Here is a 17358-nt window from a genome sequence, read left to right as displayed (position 1 = left end):
AGAGCCCTCTTCATAAGCACCCTTTACCACCAGCTGAGGGGCAGGCCTGATTGCTCAAGACCGCCCCTTCAACCTCTTGGTGTCTAAGCCCCGTGCTGCCTGCTTCTTAGTTCTTCCAGCCTGACTGAATCTGCTCCAGGGCCTGATCCAGCGTAGCGGTTCCGCTCACATAGTCAGTCATGCCCTTCCAGAAGGTACCTGCACCCACCTTGCCTGGCATCAGGTCCGAGCCATCGAAGCGCAGGGTCGAAGCGTCCTGCACCAGCTTCGCCATCCGGCGGTCGGATTCGGACTGGTACCAATCCAGGGAAGCATCATTCATCGGGGCAATGACACCGCCGGATTGCACCCAGCTTTTGATCGATTCGCCAGTAGTGAAGAACTCCATTACAGCGCGTACTTCAGGGCGGTCATTGAACATAGCGTAGATGTCGCCTGCCACCAGGACCGGCTTGCCGTACTGCTCATCAATCGGCGGAAGATAGAACCAGTCATAGTCTGTATCCACCTTAGCCGTTTCCGGGAAAAAGCTGGTAATGAAGTTCCCCATCAGGTTGAACCAGGCTTTGGGCGGATTCTCGAACATCGGCTTCGGAGCATCGCCAAATGCAGTAGTGACAATGGATTTAGCACCGCCGTAGACATAATCCTTATTCAGCCAGATCTTGGACATCACTTCCACCGCGTTCTTCACTTCAGGAGAAGTGAACGGCAGCTCACCGCTTACCCACTTATCGTAATTCTCAGGCGTCGTGGTCCGCAGCATGATGTTCTCTACCCAGTCGGTTGCCGCCCAGCCGGTTGCCGCGCCGCTCTCAATACCGATTGCCCAGGCTGGATCACCGTCTTTGGCGATTTGCTCCGTCAGGGCCATCATTTCATCCCAGGTCTGCGGAACCGTGTATCCCGCTTCGTCAAATTGCTTCTTCGGATACCAGACCAGGCTCTTCACATTGCTGCGGTTCCAGATCCCGGCCATAATCTTGCCATCCTTGCCGTCCATGGTGGACATATCCAGCCAACTCTTATTGTAATTGGCCGTCAGCTTCGCCTGATCCAGCACCCCGGTCAGATCGATGACCTTGCCGGTCTTGGCAATAGAGGCCAGCAGGCCCGGCTGCGGGAAGTCCGCGATATCCGGCGCATTGCCGCCATCGACCCGGATATTAATCGTAGCTTCGAATTCCTTGGAGCCTTCGTATTGAATATCAATGCCGGTTTTCTCTTCAAATTCCTTAATGCTGCTCTCGAACTTCACCTGGTCCGCATCGACAAACGGGCCGAACATCGTGACCTTCGTGCCTTTATATTCACCCTTCATTGCCAAATCCAACGGGCTTCCTGCCGCAGCGGGATCTGGACTATCTGTTGATTCTGCGTTGTTATCTGCCGATGGTGCTGCTGTGGGAGCTTCTGTAACCGCCGGGGCCTTCGTTGGCGCAGCGGTGTTATTGCCGCCGCAGCCGCTGAGCATCATGGTGAAGGATAGACACAACACCATCGCAAGTGACAGTTTACGTGCTGGAGCTTTCTTCATTGTTTCATACATCCCCTTTAATTGTTTTTAGAGACTGCATTGAACCAGCTTCATTACCGGAACCCCTTCCGGCAGAGCAGTAACTCACCCCCTTATAGTAATTCACAGACAACAGGCACCCACACCCATTAACAACGCTAATTCAAACGTACATTCTCCATATCCCACAATAATGTATGCGCTTCCAATAGTCAGTTAGTACCTTCTTCTGTGGATAAGGTTTCTGAAACAGTTCCTGAAACGGTTCCCGAAACGATTCGCTCACATTCCTCTAACGCGTCACTCTGAAAAGCTTTTCAGAAGAGCGTAAAGAAACCGTGCTGCCCTATCCCCAGGCAGCCGTGCTTCAGCCCGCAGGAACTACATCTCATTTCTCACGCGAGGATTCTCTTACGATTAGCTTATGCTCCATCTTCTCTTTCATGACAGCCACCTTGCCGGTGGTCAGCAATTCATGCAGCTTCTCGGCCGCCCGGTACCCCAGCTGATAGATAGGCTGTGCGATTGTTGTCAGCTTCGGAATGAACATCCCCGACATCCGCAGATTATCGAAGCCGATGACCGACACTTGCCCGGGAACCAGAATATTGCGGTCCTTTAAGTAAGAGATCGTTCCCATGGCGAACTCATCCGCTACACAGAATACAGCTGTTAATTCCGGATATTCAGTGAACAGCTCGTGCGTTGCCTGATAGGCCTGCTCAAAGCGGTGGTTAGCGTACTTGATTTTCCCGATATTACGCTCCAGCCCCGATTCGCTCAAGGCTCTCACGAATCCCGCCATCCGCGGTGGTCCGGACACCGAATTATCATGATTGAAGCCGATCATCCCAATCTCTTGGTGCCCCAGCTCAATCAGGAATTTCACAGCATCATACGCCGCCTTCTCATCATCCACCTCGACCGACGCTACCTCATACTCATCGGAATGGGAAGAGACCAGCACGAATGGAATTCTGCAGCCTATAAGCTTCTCATAATACTCAGGGTGCAGAATATCACTGGCGAACACAACACCATCCACCTGTTTCTCATGAAAAGTATCCATATAGGACAATGTCCGCTCCTTGTCACGGTCTGTATTGCAGATCATCAGGCTGTAACCGAGCTTAATGCAGGCATCCTGCATTCCCCGGATCACCCCTGCGAAATACAGGTTCTCAATATCGGGAATGAGTAGCCCGAGAGTGAATGACTTCCTGTAAATTAACCCCCGTGCGAATGCATTAGGCTGATACTTGAGCGCTTCTATCGCTTCAATGACCCGGCTGCGCTTACTCTCCACGACCGTATCCGGGGCATTCATTACACGGGACACAGTGCTGATGGATACTCCGGCCATCTTGGCAACATCTCTGATTGTTGGCTTCATAGTCTGACTTCCTTCTTGATTCTTTTAGCCCGAAACGTGTGCCCTCCTTATCAGGATTGGCCTAGCCGCTTAAGTTAGAAAAGCTTTTCAAAGCGATTATAGCAAGGCTCCCTTAAATTGGCAAGCAAATTGTTATACGCTTACATTTTTGCCTGCGGAGCCCTTACTGTACGTTTGTAAGCGTCCAAATTCAGTCCAAATACTCCAAATTCATCCCTTCAGTAACTGGACCTTTCTCCTTCACACTCCCTCTCCCCGTCATGCCGCTTACTTAAAGTGTGTAAATTATATTATTTCATGTTATAATTGGCGGGTATATTGATTCATGGCTGCAAATAATGCTACTGATGCGGAATGCATCTACTATAGGAGGGATTCATGTGAAGCAATTGCACGACATACCATTCTCCGTACTGGATTTAGCCCCTATCCGGGAGGGCGGAACGGCGGCGGATTCTTTTCATAACACCCTTGATTTGGCTCGTCATGCTGAGAAATGGGGGTATAACCGTTACTGGCTGGCAGAGCATCATAATATGACCGGCATTGCCAGCTCCGCCACCTCCGTTGTTATCGGACATGTCGCAGCCGGAACTAACACCATCCGCGTAGGTTCAGGCGGCATCATGCTCTCCAACCACGCACCGCTTATGATTGCAGAACAATTCGGCACGCTGGAATCCTTGTATCCCGGACGGATTGATCTGGGTCTGGGCAGAGCCCCCGGCTCGGATCAGGCGGCAGCCAGAGCACTGCGCCGCGGCCTCGGCAGCGATGGCAGTGAATTTCCCGAGCAGCTTAGCGAGCTGCGGGCGTATTTCGACCCCGAAGGATCAGGCTCCCGTCCGGCCGGTGTCCGCGCCGTACCCGGTGAAGGACTGAACATCCCGATCTGGCTGCTCGGCTCCAGCGGCTTCAGCGCCCAGCTTGCGGGCCAGCTGGGTCTGCCTTTTGCTTTTGCCAGCCACTTCGCACCGGATTATCTGCTGCCGGCTCTGCATCTGTACCGTACCAGCTTCAAGCCTTCAGCTGAACTCGACAAGCCTTATGTTATGGTGGGCTTGGGAATTACGGCAGCGGATACGGTAGAAGAAGCGCGCAGACTTGCCACTTCCCAGCAGCAGCAATTCCTGAACATTATCCGTGGCCGCACCGGCAAGCTCCAGCCGCCTGTAGACAGTTTGGACGGAATCTGGACCTCCCAGGAGAAAGCACTGCTTATGAGCAAACAGCAATACTCCATTGCGGGCGACCAGGCCCTGATCGAAGAACGGCTGCTCCAGATTCTCGAAGAGACGGGTGCCGATGAGTGGATTATCGCTTCACAGATCTATGATCACTCTGCCCGCTTGCATTCGTATGAGCTTGTGGCCGACCTGTTGAAGAAGTAATAAGGCCGTAGTAGCTCATCAGATTTAAAATAGTGGAGCAGAAGCAATTACCCTTCAAATTACATCTTTTCCAAGCGGGGATTGTTCTTCAGGGGCGTTTGGCTTAGCGTAACGGACTGAGGTGCTCTTATTTGGGAAGAAAGTCGCCAACTGGGCGAGTAACGGACTCCATGGGCCTTATCCTTTACACTTCGGCTCCAAAACGTCTCGTAGGGAGACAATAAGGCCGCCTGAGTCCGTTACGCTGCAAAAAGTGGCGTTTTCGTGGGGATAAGATCTCTCCGGTCCGTTAGATTCGGGGTGGAGTTTAACAAGCTTATCCACCCTTTTAAACCTGACACTGTACTAGTCTGATTACAAGCCAGTCTATATAATTAGCCCATTCAACTACCTATGGAGAACTCCATTGAGGTAGCTGAATGGGCTATTTTAGTCTTGCAGCAAAAAACAAATGTGTTCGGAGTAGAAATGATGGAGCCGGGCCTTTACAGCCCAAATCGTTCTTTATAAAATACAAAATCAACTAATATACAGAGAAATAATGAGTTAACAGCAGTAAATATTAAATAAATGCCGTAAAATTATAATAAACGCCCCAATTCATTCACTTAAAGTATCTTTTTCTGTTTTTCTTTATGCTTCATTTTGATTATACTGTAAGTATTATTCGTTATAACGAACAACAGCGCATTTTTACCATTCCGCCTCGTTCACGCACGTTCAGGCTCATCCAGATCCGTTCATGCTCGTTCTGATTTATACTATCGTTTTAATGTGTAGTAGTTCTTCAAGAAACCACTTTATTCGACAAACTATGATTCAGAAGGGCGAACCAGGGCGAACCGGGGCGGATTGTGGCTGGTGGCTGCCGAAGGTCTGCACAGGAAGGGGCGGGGAGAGTGAAGAAGAGACATACATCTATAATTGGCGCGTATATTTTGGCCGTTCTGGCAGGTGTAATCTGGCATGCCGGAGGGGTCAGCGCTGAGGATACGATCAAGCTCACTGTCAACTCACATACGACCAGTACGGCAACCATGAACAACATGCAGCCGGGAGATACGATGGCTTCGGATTATAAGATTATCAATGACGGAAATGATCCGTTCGATTATGCAGTAGCCTTTCAGTTCCGCTCCGGGGACGCAGATCTGTACAATATCCTGCAAATGACCCTGCAAAAAGAGGGAGTAATCCTCTACTCAGGGGTAATGAGCGAGGCCCCGGGGGTAGTGACCATCGGCTCGCTTGCCGGAGGGGAAGAGGAAGCGATCGAAATGAAGGTATTGTTCCCGCCGGAGGCAGGCAACGAGTTCCAGGAGAAGACGGTAAGTGTCGCCTTTGAATTCACTGCCACAGCAGATCCTGCGCCTACAGCCGGGCCAACTTCTACACCTCAACCCACAGATACGCCAACGGCTGCAGTAACGCCTATGCCTACGTCAACGCCAGGGTCCACCGGCAGCCCTGGCAGTACGCCGCCTGCTGCAACAACAGTCCCTACAGCCTCACCGGCCGGCAGTGCATCGCCTGGCAGTTCAGCAGCACCTTCACAGGCACCGGCAACTGCTACAGCAGCACCGGATGGAGTGAGCGTAAGCGAGGAGCCTGTTCCGCTAGGGGCAGGAGAGGAAGACGGCGGCAACCGTCCGTCCGCGACTCCGGATTCCGGAGCCGCTGCACTTGGCAGCACACCAGCCCCTTCACCAGGGAAGGAGGTCAACCTCACTGGTGACGCGCTTCCGCTGGGCGGGCCGGAGGAAGACGGCAGACTGCCCGACACAGCCAGCCCTTGGTACAATCTGATTGCGGCCAGCCTGGTTGTCGCCATGATTAGTGTGCTTGTGCTCCGCAGGCTGGGCCAGAAGAAGTAACTACCCGTATAAGTAAGGAGGAGAGAGCATGAAGATGCGCAGCGGATTCACTTTAGCCGTCAAGCTGATCTTCCTGCTCTCTGTGTGTGTTATGCTGTATTCCGCCTTCCAGATCCTCAAAGCGCCCGCCGAAGCCCGCGAAGCCCTGAGAATCTGGGACAAAAAGAGGGAGGAAGCCCGGCTCCCCCTAAATTCTGAAGAAGAAATACCACTGCCTGAAGGTATGGTCAGCAGCGCAGAATCACCAACAGGCGACAAACCTGCTTATATAGCAGGAGAGGTAATCGGGGAGATCTATTTTCCGAAGCTGAAGAAGCGGGTTGCCATTCTGGAGGGAACCGGACGGGCGGAGCTTAAGCAGGGGGCCGGACACGATGAGACAAGCGCCGCCCCGGGCGCTTCCGGGAACAGCGTCCTGGCCGGACACCGTGATACCGTCTTCCGCAGTCTCGGCGAGCTGGAGACCGGAGACCGGCTTGAGCTTGCTACAGCGGAAGGCACTTTTACATATGAAGTGACCGGGAGCCGGATTGTTGACGGAGATACGCGGGGAGCGATTAAGCCCAGCAGAGACCCCGTACTCACCTTGATTACCTGTTACCCATTCTCTTATGTAGGCGCAGCGCCCGAGCGCTACCTGCTCTCGGCCAAGCTAGTCTCCAGCCAGCCTCCATCCCCTTTCACTCCTCACCCTCCGCCTAAAGTATGAGACCCGGGCCGGATCGTGATAATATAGACATACGAAGCTGAAGAGGAGATGACCCGCATTGAAGGAAGAATTAATTAGACGTTTTGTATCGTATGCTGAAATGGATACCCAATCCAGCGAGGACAGCGAGAGCTGCCCGTCCACTCCAGGCCAAATGGTACTGGCGCATAAGCTGGCAGAGGAGCTGCAGGAGCTGGGACTGACGGAGATTACGGTGGACGAGCATGCCTATGTCATGGCCTCGCTGCCCGCCAACACAGATAAAGAGGTTCCGGTGATCGGCTTCCTGGCCCATCTGGATACCGCCACGGATTTCACCGGCACGAATGTGAAGCCGCAGATTGTAGAGAACTATGACGGGCAGGATCTGGTGCTGAATGAAGCCCAGAATATTATCATGTCCGCGAAGAGCTTCCCGGAGCTGAGCGGTTACAAGGGGCATACGCTGATTACAACCGACGGCACCACCCTGCTGGGGGCAGACAACAAGGCAGGCATCGCTGAGATCATGACGGCTATGGCCCATCTGCTGGCGCATCCGGAGATTAAGCATGGCAAGATCCGGGTCGCTTTTACCCCCGATGAAGAAATCGGACGCGGCCCGCATAAGTTCGACGTTGCCGCCTTCGGTGCTTCCTATGCCTACACCGTGGACGGAGGCCCGCTTGGGGAGCTGGAATATGAGAGCTTCAATGCCGCCGCCGCCAAAATCACCTTCCACGGAGTCAATGTCCATCCCGGTACAGCCAAGGGCAAGATGATCCATTCGTCCAAAATCGCCATGGCCTTCCATCTCCGTCTGCCCGCCGGTGAAGCCCCTGAATTCACAGACGGCTACGAGGGGTTCTACCACCTGATCTCCATGCAAGGCAGTGCCGAACACAGCAAGCTGCATTACATTATCCGTGATTTTGACCGCGACAGCTTCGAGAACCGCAAATCGAATATCGCCGCAATTGTGGAGGAATTCAAATCTACATACGGAGCGGACAACATCGTGCTGGAGATGAATGACCAATACTATAATATGCGCGAGAAAATCGAGCCCGTCCGGCATATCGTCGATATCGCCCGGGAAGCGATGGAGGGCCTCGGAATCACGCCGGTTATCCGTCCAATCCGCGGAGGGACTGACGGCTCACAGCTCTCTTATATGGGGCTGCCCACACCGAATATTTTCACCGGAGGCGAGAATTTCCACGGCAAATTTGAATACGCTTCTGTAGACGTAATGCTGAAGGCTGTACAGGTTATCGTTGAGATTGCCCGTCTGGCGGAACATAAAGCGTAAATAAGATTATATTAAAAACAGCAAGAACCCCGTGCCGCCCTGGAAACAGGGAGCACGGGGTTCTTATATTGCTTTGGTCACAGACCGTTATCCGTCTGCCTGCTTTATTGCTTAACCGGCAGCCAGCCCGGTGTATGGATCAATGCTCTCCAGAGCGGGTCCGGAATCACAAGCTCTGCTTGGGCAGCCGGATCAAGCTCTGTCTTAATCTCATCGGCCCGGCCCCCGGCCAGCTTCTGCACCCAGTCCGGTTCAATCAGAAGCGGACGGCCCAGCGCCACCAGGCTGATGCCGCTGTCCAGACTCTTCAGGGCATCGGCGGCAGAGTAGAGTGAGCCTACGCCAATTACCGGCGCCTTGTCTCCTGCCCGGTCAACGATCTGCTCAATACGCGGACGGCTGTCCTCCGTTCCCCGGCGCGGCAGCGACCACAGCTCCATGAGGGACGCATGCAGGTAATCCAGCCCCTCTGCTGTCAGCGCATCGATTAGAGCAAACGTGTCAGCCATCGTAATCCCTGGCGTTTCCGGCTCTTCAGGCGAGAAGCGGTAGCCTACAAGGAACGCACCCTCTGCATGCTGCTTCACCGCAGCCTTGACACTGCGCAGAACGGCCAGCGGGAAGGCGAGACGCTTCTGCAGATCCCCGCCCCAGCGGTCTTCGCGTCTGTTGGAATGCGGCGAGAAGAACTGCTGCAGCAGATATCCGTTCGCACCGTGAATCTCGACGCCATCGAAGCCGGCCTCGATCGCCCGGCGCGTCGCTTCACCGAAATCAGCGATAATTCCGGTAATCTCTTCGTCTGTCAGCGGGCGCGGAACCGCCCCCTGTCCGCCGCCCGGCAGCTCGGCCGGCACATCGCTTGCACTGACAGGCTGTCCGTCAACCAGCTGCTCCGGCGGGCATTGGCGTCCGCCATGGAAGATCTGGAGCACGGCCTTCGCTCCTTCGCCCTTGATGGCCTCCGCCAGCTCACGCAGACTTGGAATCAGCCCGTCATGGTCAGCTCCGAATTCACCCGGGAAGCCCTTCCCGCCGCGTGAGACATAGACACACGCGGTAATGACCATCCCCGCCCCGCCCGAACGGCGGATATAATAATCCAGCTCCGGCCGGGAGACGGTTCCATCCTCATTGGAGGAGAAATTAGTCATCGGTGCCATGACCACACGGTTCTTCAGTTCAATCCCGTTCTTGAATTTGAACGTCTCCAGCAGCGGGCTATATTCTGTCTTCAGCATACCTATCAGCCTCCATTTATTTAAATCTTCACAAATGTTAGTATACAACTTAATTTTGCACAATACAAATAGAACGACTTCGTTTACAGTTGCTACCTATCACAGTGAGGTGCATCTTTCCAGATCACCTTGTCCCCGTAATTCTTGCCCCAGTCATACATCATACGCAGCACCGGCATCAGGGTATGTCCATACTCTGTCAGGGAGTACTCTACCCGCGGAGGAACCTCCGCATATACCTGCCTGAATACCAGCTGATCTTCCTCCAGCTCGCGGAGCTGGTTGGTCAGCATTTTCTGGGTGATATGGGGGATCAGCTTCTTGAGTTCACTGAACCGCTTAGTCCCTTCCAGACCCAGGTGCCACAGTATAATCAGCTTCCACTTGCCGCCGATCACAGCGAGCGTAAGCTCCTTCTCGCAGTTGATCTCCTTCAGGTTGATACGGTCTTTAATTTCAGTCGCCAATATTTAGCCCCCTTCCGGCTATCATCATAATACAAATCCATCGCCCACCGCACATAAGCAGCAAAGGATGCCCTCCCGTCAAGGAAAGCATCCGTGTGATAGCTACATTGTATTCCAAGCTCTATTCTATTCCAAATCGTATGCTATTCCAAATTGGCATGCTTGCCGAACATCCGGCCGGAGGTCTGCCCCGTCTGCTCCATGATCCGCAGAATAACTGCATCATAGAATACAAGCAGCGTCTGTTCAAACAAGGAGGCCATCGGCTGCAGCGTAGTATAGCCGCCGTCCGGCCGTTCCTTGGGAGCGCCAGGCAGCTTGACTGTATAATCTGCGAGACGTCCGATCGTCGAATCCGGCTGAATGGTTACGAGGACTACAGCCGCTCCGATTGCCTTGGCTTTCTCAGCCATGGAGACCAGTCCCTTCGTCTCGCCTGAGCCGGACCCCAGTACAAGCACATCGCCGGGGCCAATGCCCGGCGTTACTGTCTCTCCGACCACATAAGCTGTCCGCCCGGCCTGCATCAGCCGCATGGCGAAGGCCCGGCCCATCAGGCCGGAACGACCGGCACCGGCCACGAAGATCTGCCCTGCGCGCAGCAGCTCCTCCGTCAGCGCCTCACCTTCTCCGGCATTCAGCCCGGAGACAGCGCCTTCCAGCTCCTTCACAATTTCCTGTGCATAATTCTGCGTGTCCATGGCTGCTTAAGCCTGGCTTACAAGGCGCTTCATTTCCGCAGCAGTTGCCTTCATGTCGGCTTCGCTAGTAATACCGCCGCCCACGATTACCAAATCAGGCTGCGCAGCAATCACTTCAGGCAGCGTACTCAGCTTAATGCCGCCGGCAATTGCAGTTTTGGCCCGGGTAACCACGCTCTTAATATCTCTCAGATCTGCGAAGGAATTCTTGCCCTCAGCCTGATGGTCATAGCCGGAATGCACGCAGACATAATCCACGCCCAGCGCATCCACTTCAGCGGCTCTGGCCTTGAGATCCTTCACGTTAATCAGATCGACCAGGATCTCTGCACCTGTCTTCTTCGCTTCCTCCACCGCACCTCGGATCGTTGAATCATCAGATACACCCAGCACAGTTACGATGCCCGCGCCTGCTTCCACTGCCTTCATGACCTCATATCCGCCCGCATCCATGATTTTGAGATCGGCCAGCACCGTAAGCGCCGGAAAAGCTTCCTTGATCGCTTTCACCGCATGCAGCCCCTCATTAATAACGACCGGTGTTCCAATCTCAACGATATCTATAGATTCGGCAACCTCTGCAACAACCGCCTTGGCTCCGGCAATATCCACCAGATCGAGTGCTAACTGTAATTTCATATGTGTAAGTTCTCCTTATCCGTAATATATTTTAGGAAGTGCTGCTTCTCAGTTTAGGGATATACTGCCGATTAGGGAAGTAGGCACTTTAAAGTGAGGTAGTCACCTGGAGGATACTATTGGGTGACGCCGGCGGATTTTCAGGCAGCATGTCTGAAATCCTACTGCATTTTCACAACAGCTGTGCTACCATACATTTGATTCAAAGATTCACAGCCGCGAGGGAATCCTAATAAGAAGGTGTATGATGGAAACAAGCAAGCCCAAGACATTCAACTTAATGAAGCTGACCTGGCCGATCTTCCTGGAACTGTTCCTGTTCATGCTGATGGGCAGTATGGATACCTTCATGATCAGCTCGGTGTCCGATGATGCGGTCTCCGGTGTCGGCGCGGCCAATCAGATTATTGCCATAGCCATTCTGGCGCTTAGTGTCATCGGGAACGGCGCGGCGATCGTCGTGTCGCAATACCTCGGCTCCAAGCAGCCCAAAGAAGCCGCCAGAGTGATCGGCAATGCAGTTACCCTGAATCTTGCGGTAGGGATCATACTTAGTACAGTGATGCTGCTGCTCGGAGGCCACCTGCTGCAGGCGCTGAACGTGAAGGGTGACATTCTCGCCTACGCCCGCTCGTATATCAACATTGTCGGAGGCGCGATCTTCCTGCAGGCCCTCATCAACGCGCTGGCCGCCACCATCCGGACCCATGGCTTCACCAAGCAGACGATGGCGGTATCGCTGCTGATGAACGTTATCCATGTCGGCGGTAACTATCTGCTGATCTTCGGCCATTTCGGACTGCCTGCGCTAGGCGTGGAGGGTGCGGCCGTGTCAACCGTAATCAGCCGCTCCATCGCTCTCTTGATCTTCTTCCTGCTGCTCTACCGGATTATGGAGGTACGCGTGAAATGGAGCTATTACGTTCACCTCTCCAAGAAATACGTGCTGCAGATTCTCAAAATCGGTATTCCGTCCGCCTTCGAATCCGTAATGTACCAGTGCTGCCAGCTCGTCTTCACCCTGTACATCACCTATTTGGGAGCCGAGGCCATGGCTACCCGCCAGTATGCGGTTAATATCTCGAACTACATCTTCCTGTTCAGCGTAGCGGTAGCGATGGGGACCTCGATTATTGTCGGGCACCTTGTAGGTGCAAGACGGACGCAGGAGGCTTACTCACGGGTGTTCACCAGTGTGAAGTGGGCGCTGCTGGTCACAGTCATCATGGACCTGATCGTCATTCTGTTCCGGAAGCCGCTGCTGGGTCTGTTCACGGATAATGAGCTGATTATCGCTATGGGCGCCCAGGTCATCCTGCTCAGCTTCTTCCTGGAGACCGGACGGACCTGCAATCTGGTCATTATCAACTCGCTGCGCGCGTCGGGCGATGCCAAGTTCCCGGTCTACATGGGCATGATCTCCATGGTGTGCATGAGTCTGCCGCTGGGCTACTTCCTGGTGTTCACACTTGATCTGGGTCTGGCCGGGGTATGGCTGGCCACAGCGTTCGACGAATGGGTGCGGGCAGTCATTATGTACTTCCGCTGGAAGAGCCGAGCGTGGGAGAAGCATGGCCTGATCCAGCACGAACCGCCGGAAGCCGCTCCGGCGGCTCCGGCGCACTAATTCTGCGGCAGCTCCTCAGGCCGGCTCGCCACACCAATAAGGGATGCTAATCAGCCACCGGAAATACGGCTGATTAGCATCCCTTTGTTGTAAGCTTATCCCCTGCTCAGTTCCCCTTGGCTACTGCAACCTTATGTCTGGCTGCGAACTGCTCCGGCGTGACTGCTTTGCCGAACAGCGCCTGGATCATATCCAGATGGACCTGGGCAGCATGCGGCTTCATCTGCACATCCGCGAACAGGGTAATACTGCTGGCATTGTTCAATTCATTCAGCAGATCCACGTATAGCTGCGGCAGCTCCTCATTCGTGGTATCGACCTTGGTCGCCGGAATCACCCCCGCACTCGTCACTGAAGCCTCGCCCCATTTGAAGACGAAGTATTCGACAAAAGCCTTGGCCTCCTCCTTCACCCTGGACGATTCCGCTACGAACAGTCCGACACCCGGACCGCCTACCCAGTCGCCCGAATTCCCCTTCCCGCCTTCCACCGTAGGGAATTTGAAGAAGCCGACCTTGTCCTTGAAGGCCTGCGGAATCTCCGGGTTGGTCGTGAAGTTGGGCAACTCCCAGGTACCGGTCAGGTACATGGCCGCCTTTTCTTCCATGAATTCCGATTTGCCCTCATCATACGACAAGCCGTTGAAGCCGTTGTTGAAGGCGTTCATATCGACGAGGTTCTGCACTTCCGCTGCTGCCTGCACCAGTCCGGGATCATCGAAATAGCCCGTCCCCTTCGTTGCCCGCTTGAGCGTCTCACTTCCGGCAATACGGTCCGCCAGATACATATACCACAGCGAGCCTGTCCACCGGTCCTTATTACCCAGCCCCACCGGAGGCACACCATGACTGGAGAGCGCTCTCACAACTGCCTTGAACTCCTCATATGTTGTTGGCACCTGAAGATTATATTGGGCAAAGATCTCTTTATTATAAAAGATCGGTGAGATGTTCATCTCCAGAGGCAGCGCATAGGTCTTGTTATCGACAACATAAGACTCAGTAGTGCTCTTCAGGAACTTATCCTTAAGCTGCCCGCCATGCAGGATGTCATCCAGCGGAGCGAATAATCCGCCTCTTACATAAGGCTCCATGAAGCCGGCTGCCCAGGTTATGCCCACATCGGGAAGGTCATTGGAAGCGGAGAGCACCTTGAGCTTGCTTTTATACTGCTCATTCTCCAGCACATCCTGCCTGATGATAATACCCGGATGCTCCTTCTCATATTCTGCGATAATCTGGCTGACCAGCTTATACTGCTGCGCGGAGAGTCCGGCGGGCCAGATGTGCATCATATGAATGGTTATTTTGGGGGAAGAGGCACCGGTAGCTGCAAGCTCACTATTATTCTCTCCCGCAGAGCCGCAGCCTGTCAGAACAAGCAGCCAGATGCAGGCCAGGAGCAGCCCCTTGGTCATGTGATTCCTTCGCATTGCCATTGCCTCCCCATCTCACATTGCAAAAGGCCGTAATTATCCATGTAATCGCTATCATTCAAATTCTAGCATCGTACTCTGAGGCAGATAAGGGCACATTTATTGGCTAAAATACCACATCTATTGGATTTCCTGCGCTCCGCCCTTCATCTGCTGACGGTACCGGCTCGGGCTTATCGCCTCCAAGGACTTGAAAACCTTAATGAAATATTTATCCGTCCGATACCCTACACGCTCTCCAATCTCCCCGACCGGCAGCGCGGTCTGGAGCAATAACTCCTTCGCCCGCTGAATCCGCAGACGGGACAGATATTCAGTGAAGGAGACCCCGGCCTGCTCCTTGAACAGCACGCTGAAATAGCTGGCATTCAGGTGAATCATCCCCGCTACCTCAGCCATCGTCAGCTGTTCGTGCAAATGCTGCTCCACATAGGCAATGGCCTCCTTAACCGGCTGCCCCATCCCGGCCTGCTCCGGGTCAATCTCCAGCAGCTTGTGATCCACCAGCTTCTCCAGCTTCACATGGCGCTGCTGCTCCTCCTCCCGCTTCAGCGCATCCTCGACCACTGTCAGCAGCTCGGACTTGTCCAGCGGCTTCAGCAGATAATTGACTGCCCCCAGCCGCATCGCCTGCTGCACATAATCGAACTCCGCATAGCCGGAGATGACAATGATCACCGGCTTCCGGGGAGCTTCCTGCAGCGAATGGATCAGATCCAGCCCGCTCACCTCCGGCATGCGCACATCTGTGATCAGCAGATGGACGCGCTCCTGCCGCAGCCGCTCGCGCGCTTCCACCCCGTTGTCGCAGGTCTCCACGATATACCGGCCTGCCGCCCATACTTCCAGCGTCTGCTTAATCCCCTGACGCGTTCTTGGTTCATCATCTACGATTAGAATCGTCTTGTTGCCCAGACTCATAGGTATCTCCTCCATTGCTTGGAATCTCAAACCTTATTACAGTCCCTTCAGACCGCCGGCTCTCTACGATCAGCCCCTCCGTCTTCATGCCCGCTTCCGCATAGTACAGCTTCAGCCGCCGCTGCACATTCACCAGCCCGACTCCGCTGCCCTTGGCAGAGACCGGGGGCCCGCCATCCAGCGCATCACGCAGCGCCAGCAGCGTGGCCTCATCCATACCCGGCCCGTTGTCCGACACCTCCACTGAGGTCCAACCCTTGCGGGAGGAGGGGGTGATGATTACTTCAATCACGCCCTTGCCGACTCGACTCTCTACTCCATGGAGAATTGCGTTCTCGACAATCGGCTGAATCAGCAGCTTAGGTACCGGTACAGCAGCCTCATGCGGGTCAAGCCTGATGTCCCAGGACAGCCGCTCTCCCATCCGCATCTCCATAATCCGCAGATACCGCCTGATCTGCTCCACCTCTTCACTCAGCGTGACCCATTCATCCTTGTTGTGCGGGCTGCCCATAATGTAGCGGAATAGCCTGGACATCATGACCACTAATCCGGCCAGCTCCTCCTCTCCCTTCTCCTCCAGTGACCAGTTGAAGGCCTCCAGCGTATTGAACAGGAAATGGGGATTGATCTGCGCCTGCAAGGCTTTAAGCTCGGTCCGGCTCTGCAGGACCTCCTTCTCATAGACCACCCTGATCAAATCATTAATATTAGCCACCATACCGTTGTAGGTATTATTCAGCTCCCGGAGCTCCATGGTCGATACCTTCTGCGAATTGGGGGTCAGCACCCCCATACGGGATTTGCGCATCGCCCGGATCAGGTGAATAATCGGCCGGGTAATCATTGTCGACAACAGAAAGGATATAATCAGGAACAGCAGGGTTCCGATTCCGCCTGACACCAGCAGCACCGTCCGCAGCACGGACAGTCCCTTGGTGACATAGCTGACAGGTGTCAGCACCAGCAGCGTCCAGGAGGTCTTGTCCGAGCGCAGCTTGACCTGCACATACTCCTTGCCCCGGAAGCTCACCGTCTGATCCCCGCTCTCCAGCAGCGGCAGCAGATCCTCCTGCGGCGTTCCGCTGCTCCCGAGGAGCTGTCCTTCATCATTCACAAGCAGCACAGACTCCCCGCTGTCACTGCCTGAGAACGGATCGTCGAGCTGGAAGTAGCTGCGTTGGATGCGGGCCATCAGGTAGCCACCCCGCGAGAACCAGCGGTCCATCAGGCTGACCTGGCGGATCGCCAGCAGGCTCTGATCATCATGCGGATCAACGCCGATCCAGACCAGCCTCCCCTTCTGGGCATTAGCCTCACTGATATGCTGCTCGTTAATCCTGCTCTCCAGGCTGCCTTCCTTAATCGGGAACAGCAGCCTGTAATCAGCGGTATATAGCTCCAGCGAGCCTACACTCGGCATGTACGCCTGATAGCTGGAGACAATTTGCAGCAGCGACTGGCGCTGATTGAAGGACACCTCATTGCCGTCCAGCTCCTCCAGCAGCAGCTGTTGAACGGTAGGATGATTGGCCACCTGCTCCATCAGACCGTCAATCTGGCCGGTCAGCGCATCCAGCCTTCCGTTGGCCTGAACCGCCGTCTGCTGGATATGCCGCTCGGCATTATTTTTGAGCAGAATCGAGACACGGTCATACACAAATGCCCCGGACACCAGAATAATAATGAGCATCACCAGCAAAAAACCGATGAATATCTGATTGCGCAGTGTGTTGAGCTCTCTGAATCTCTGAAGCATCAGAATTCCCTCTTTCGTTGGCAGCGTTTCCAACTCTATTCTCCAAACCCCGGGAGTTTTGTCAAGATAAATCATTGCCCATCCTATCACATGAACGGGCTCACTAGCGTGCCGCCACAATATATGCTGTTTTCAACATACATTTGGCCCATGCGCCTGCGTGCCGCCACAATGTATGCTGTTTTCAACATACATTTGGCCAAATACGCCTGCGCGCCGCCACAATGTATGCTGTTTTCAACATACATTTGGCCCATGCGCCTGCGCGCCACCACAATGTATGCTGTTTTCCGTATACATTTGGCCCATACGCCTGCGCGCCGCCACAATGTATGCTGTTTTTCGCATACATTCGGCCCATGCGCCTGCGTGCTGCCACAATGTATGCTGTTTT

General features: G+C 54.2%; 15 protein-coding genes. 5 read left to right on the top strand and 10 right to left on the bottom strand.

Annotated elements, in window-relative coordinates; genetic code table 11:
• Positions 1–106: 106 nt before the first annotated feature.
• Together C173_RS21145 and C173_RS21140 are read right to left on the bottom strand one after the other, a co-directional pair.
• A complete protein-coding gene (locus C173_RS21145; protein ID WP_036728110.1) occupies positions 107–1537 on the bottom strand; it encodes an ABC transporter substrate-binding protein in 1431 nt (476 codons plus the stop codon).
• Between the two features lie 367 nt (positions 1538–1904).
• The gene (locus tag C173_RS21140; protein WP_036728109.1) at positions 1905–2909 is read right to left on the bottom strand and encodes a LacI family DNA-binding transcriptional regulator; all 1005 of its coding nucleotides are present in this window, start codon (positions 2907–2909) and stop codon (positions 1905–1907) included.
• A gap of 347 nt (positions 2910–3256) precedes the next feature.
• On the opposite strand from C173_RS21140, the gene C173_RS21135 reads away from it, so the two are divergent.
• The 4 genes from C173_RS21135 (at position 3257) to pepT (ending at position 8174) form a co-directional block, all read left to right on the top strand.
• On the top strand, positions 3257–4300 hold the full coding sequence (locus C173_RS21135; protein WP_051478247.1) for an LLM class flavin-dependent oxidoreductase: 1044 nt from the start codon (positions 3257–3259) through the stop codon (positions 4298–4300).
• Positions 4301–5199: 899 nt separating this feature from the next.
• On the top strand, positions 5200–6174 hold the full coding sequence (locus C173_RS21130) for a hypothetical protein (protein ID WP_036728108.1): 975 nt from the start codon (positions 5200–5202) through the stop codon (positions 6172–6174).
• 28 nt (positions 6175–6202) lie between these two features.
• The gene (locus tag C173_RS33005) at positions 6203–6883 is read left to right on the top strand and encodes a sortase (protein ID WP_051478246.1); all 681 of its coding nucleotides are present in this window, start codon (positions 6203–6205) and stop codon (positions 6881–6883) included.
• Between the two features lie 58 nt (positions 6884–6941).
• Positions 6942–8174, top strand: coding sequence for a peptidase T (pepT, locus tag C173_RS21120; protein WP_036728104.1), 1233 nt, complete (start codon positions 6942–6944; stop codon positions 8172–8174).
• Between the two features lie 104 nt (positions 8175–8278).
• On the opposite strand, the gene C173_RS21115 is transcribed toward pepT, so the two are convergent.
• From C173_RS21115 to hxlA, 4 genes are all read right to left on the bottom strand, one after another.
• Complete coding sequence (locus C173_RS21115; protein ID WP_155991606.1) at positions 8279–9412, bottom strand: NADH-dependent flavin oxidoreductase; 1134 nt, start codon at positions 9410–9412, stop codon at positions 8279–8281.
• A 95-nt stretch (positions 9413–9507) separates the two neighbouring features.
• A complete protein-coding gene (locus C173_RS21110) occupies positions 9508–9882 on the bottom strand; it encodes a winged helix-turn-helix transcriptional regulator (protein WP_036728101.1) in 375 nt (124 codons plus the stop codon).
• A 143-nt stretch (positions 9883–10025) separates the two neighbouring features.
• Complete coding sequence (gene hxlB, locus C173_RS21105) at positions 10026–10583, bottom strand: 6-phospho-3-hexuloisomerase (RefSeq protein ID WP_036728099.1); 558 nt, start codon at positions 10581–10583, stop codon at positions 10026–10028.
• 6 nt (positions 10584–10589) lie between these two features.
• Positions 10590–11222 (bottom strand): 3-hexulose-6-phosphate synthase, encoded by a 633-nt coding sequence (hxlA, locus tag C173_RS21100; RefSeq protein ID WP_036728098.1) that lies wholly within the window; start codon positions 11220–11222, stop codon positions 10590–10592.
• 247 nt (positions 11223–11469) lie between these two features.
• On the opposite strand from hxlA, the gene C173_RS21095 reads away from it, so the two are divergent.
• A complete protein-coding gene (locus C173_RS21095; RefSeq protein ID WP_036728096.1) occupies positions 11470–12849 on the top strand; it encodes an MATE family efflux transporter in 1380 nt (459 codons plus the stop codon).
• Between the two features lie 106 nt (positions 12850–12955).
• Here the strand turns inward: C173_RS21095 and C173_RS21090 are convergent, their stop codons facing one another.
• From C173_RS21090 to C173_RS35055, 4 genes are all read right to left on the bottom strand, one after another.
• Positions 12956–14281 (bottom strand): extracellular solute-binding protein, encoded by a 1326-nt coding sequence (locus tag C173_RS21090; protein ID WP_036728095.1) that lies wholly within the window; start codon positions 14279–14281, stop codon positions 12956–12958.
• A gap of 123 nt (positions 14282–14404) precedes the next feature.
• Entirely contained in the window at positions 14405–15205 is an 801-nt protein-coding gene (locus tag C173_RS21085; RefSeq protein ID WP_036728093.1) for a response regulator transcription factor, read from the bottom strand.
• Positions 15168–16964, bottom strand: coding sequence for a cache domain-containing sensor histidine kinase (locus tag C173_RS21080; protein WP_036728290.1), 1797 nt, complete (start codon positions 16962–16964; stop codon positions 15168–15170). Before C173_RS21080 ends, C173_RS21085 begins: the two co-directional genes overlap by 38 nt.
• A gap of 86 nt (positions 16965–17050) precedes the next feature.
• On the bottom strand, positions 17051–17358 hold a 308-nt coding region (locus tag C173_RS35055), incomplete at its 5' end, for a hypothetical protein (protein WP_036728092.1).

Origin of the sequence: Paenibacillus sp. FSL R7-277 (assembly GCF_000517965.1) — a bacterium.
GTDB lineage: Bacteria > Bacillota > Bacilli > Paenibacillales > Paenibacillaceae > Paenibacillus_AQ > Paenibacillus_AQ silagei.
The sequence above is the reverse complement of the archived record's forward strand: the minus strand, read 5'-3'. Positions and strand labels throughout refer to the sequence as shown.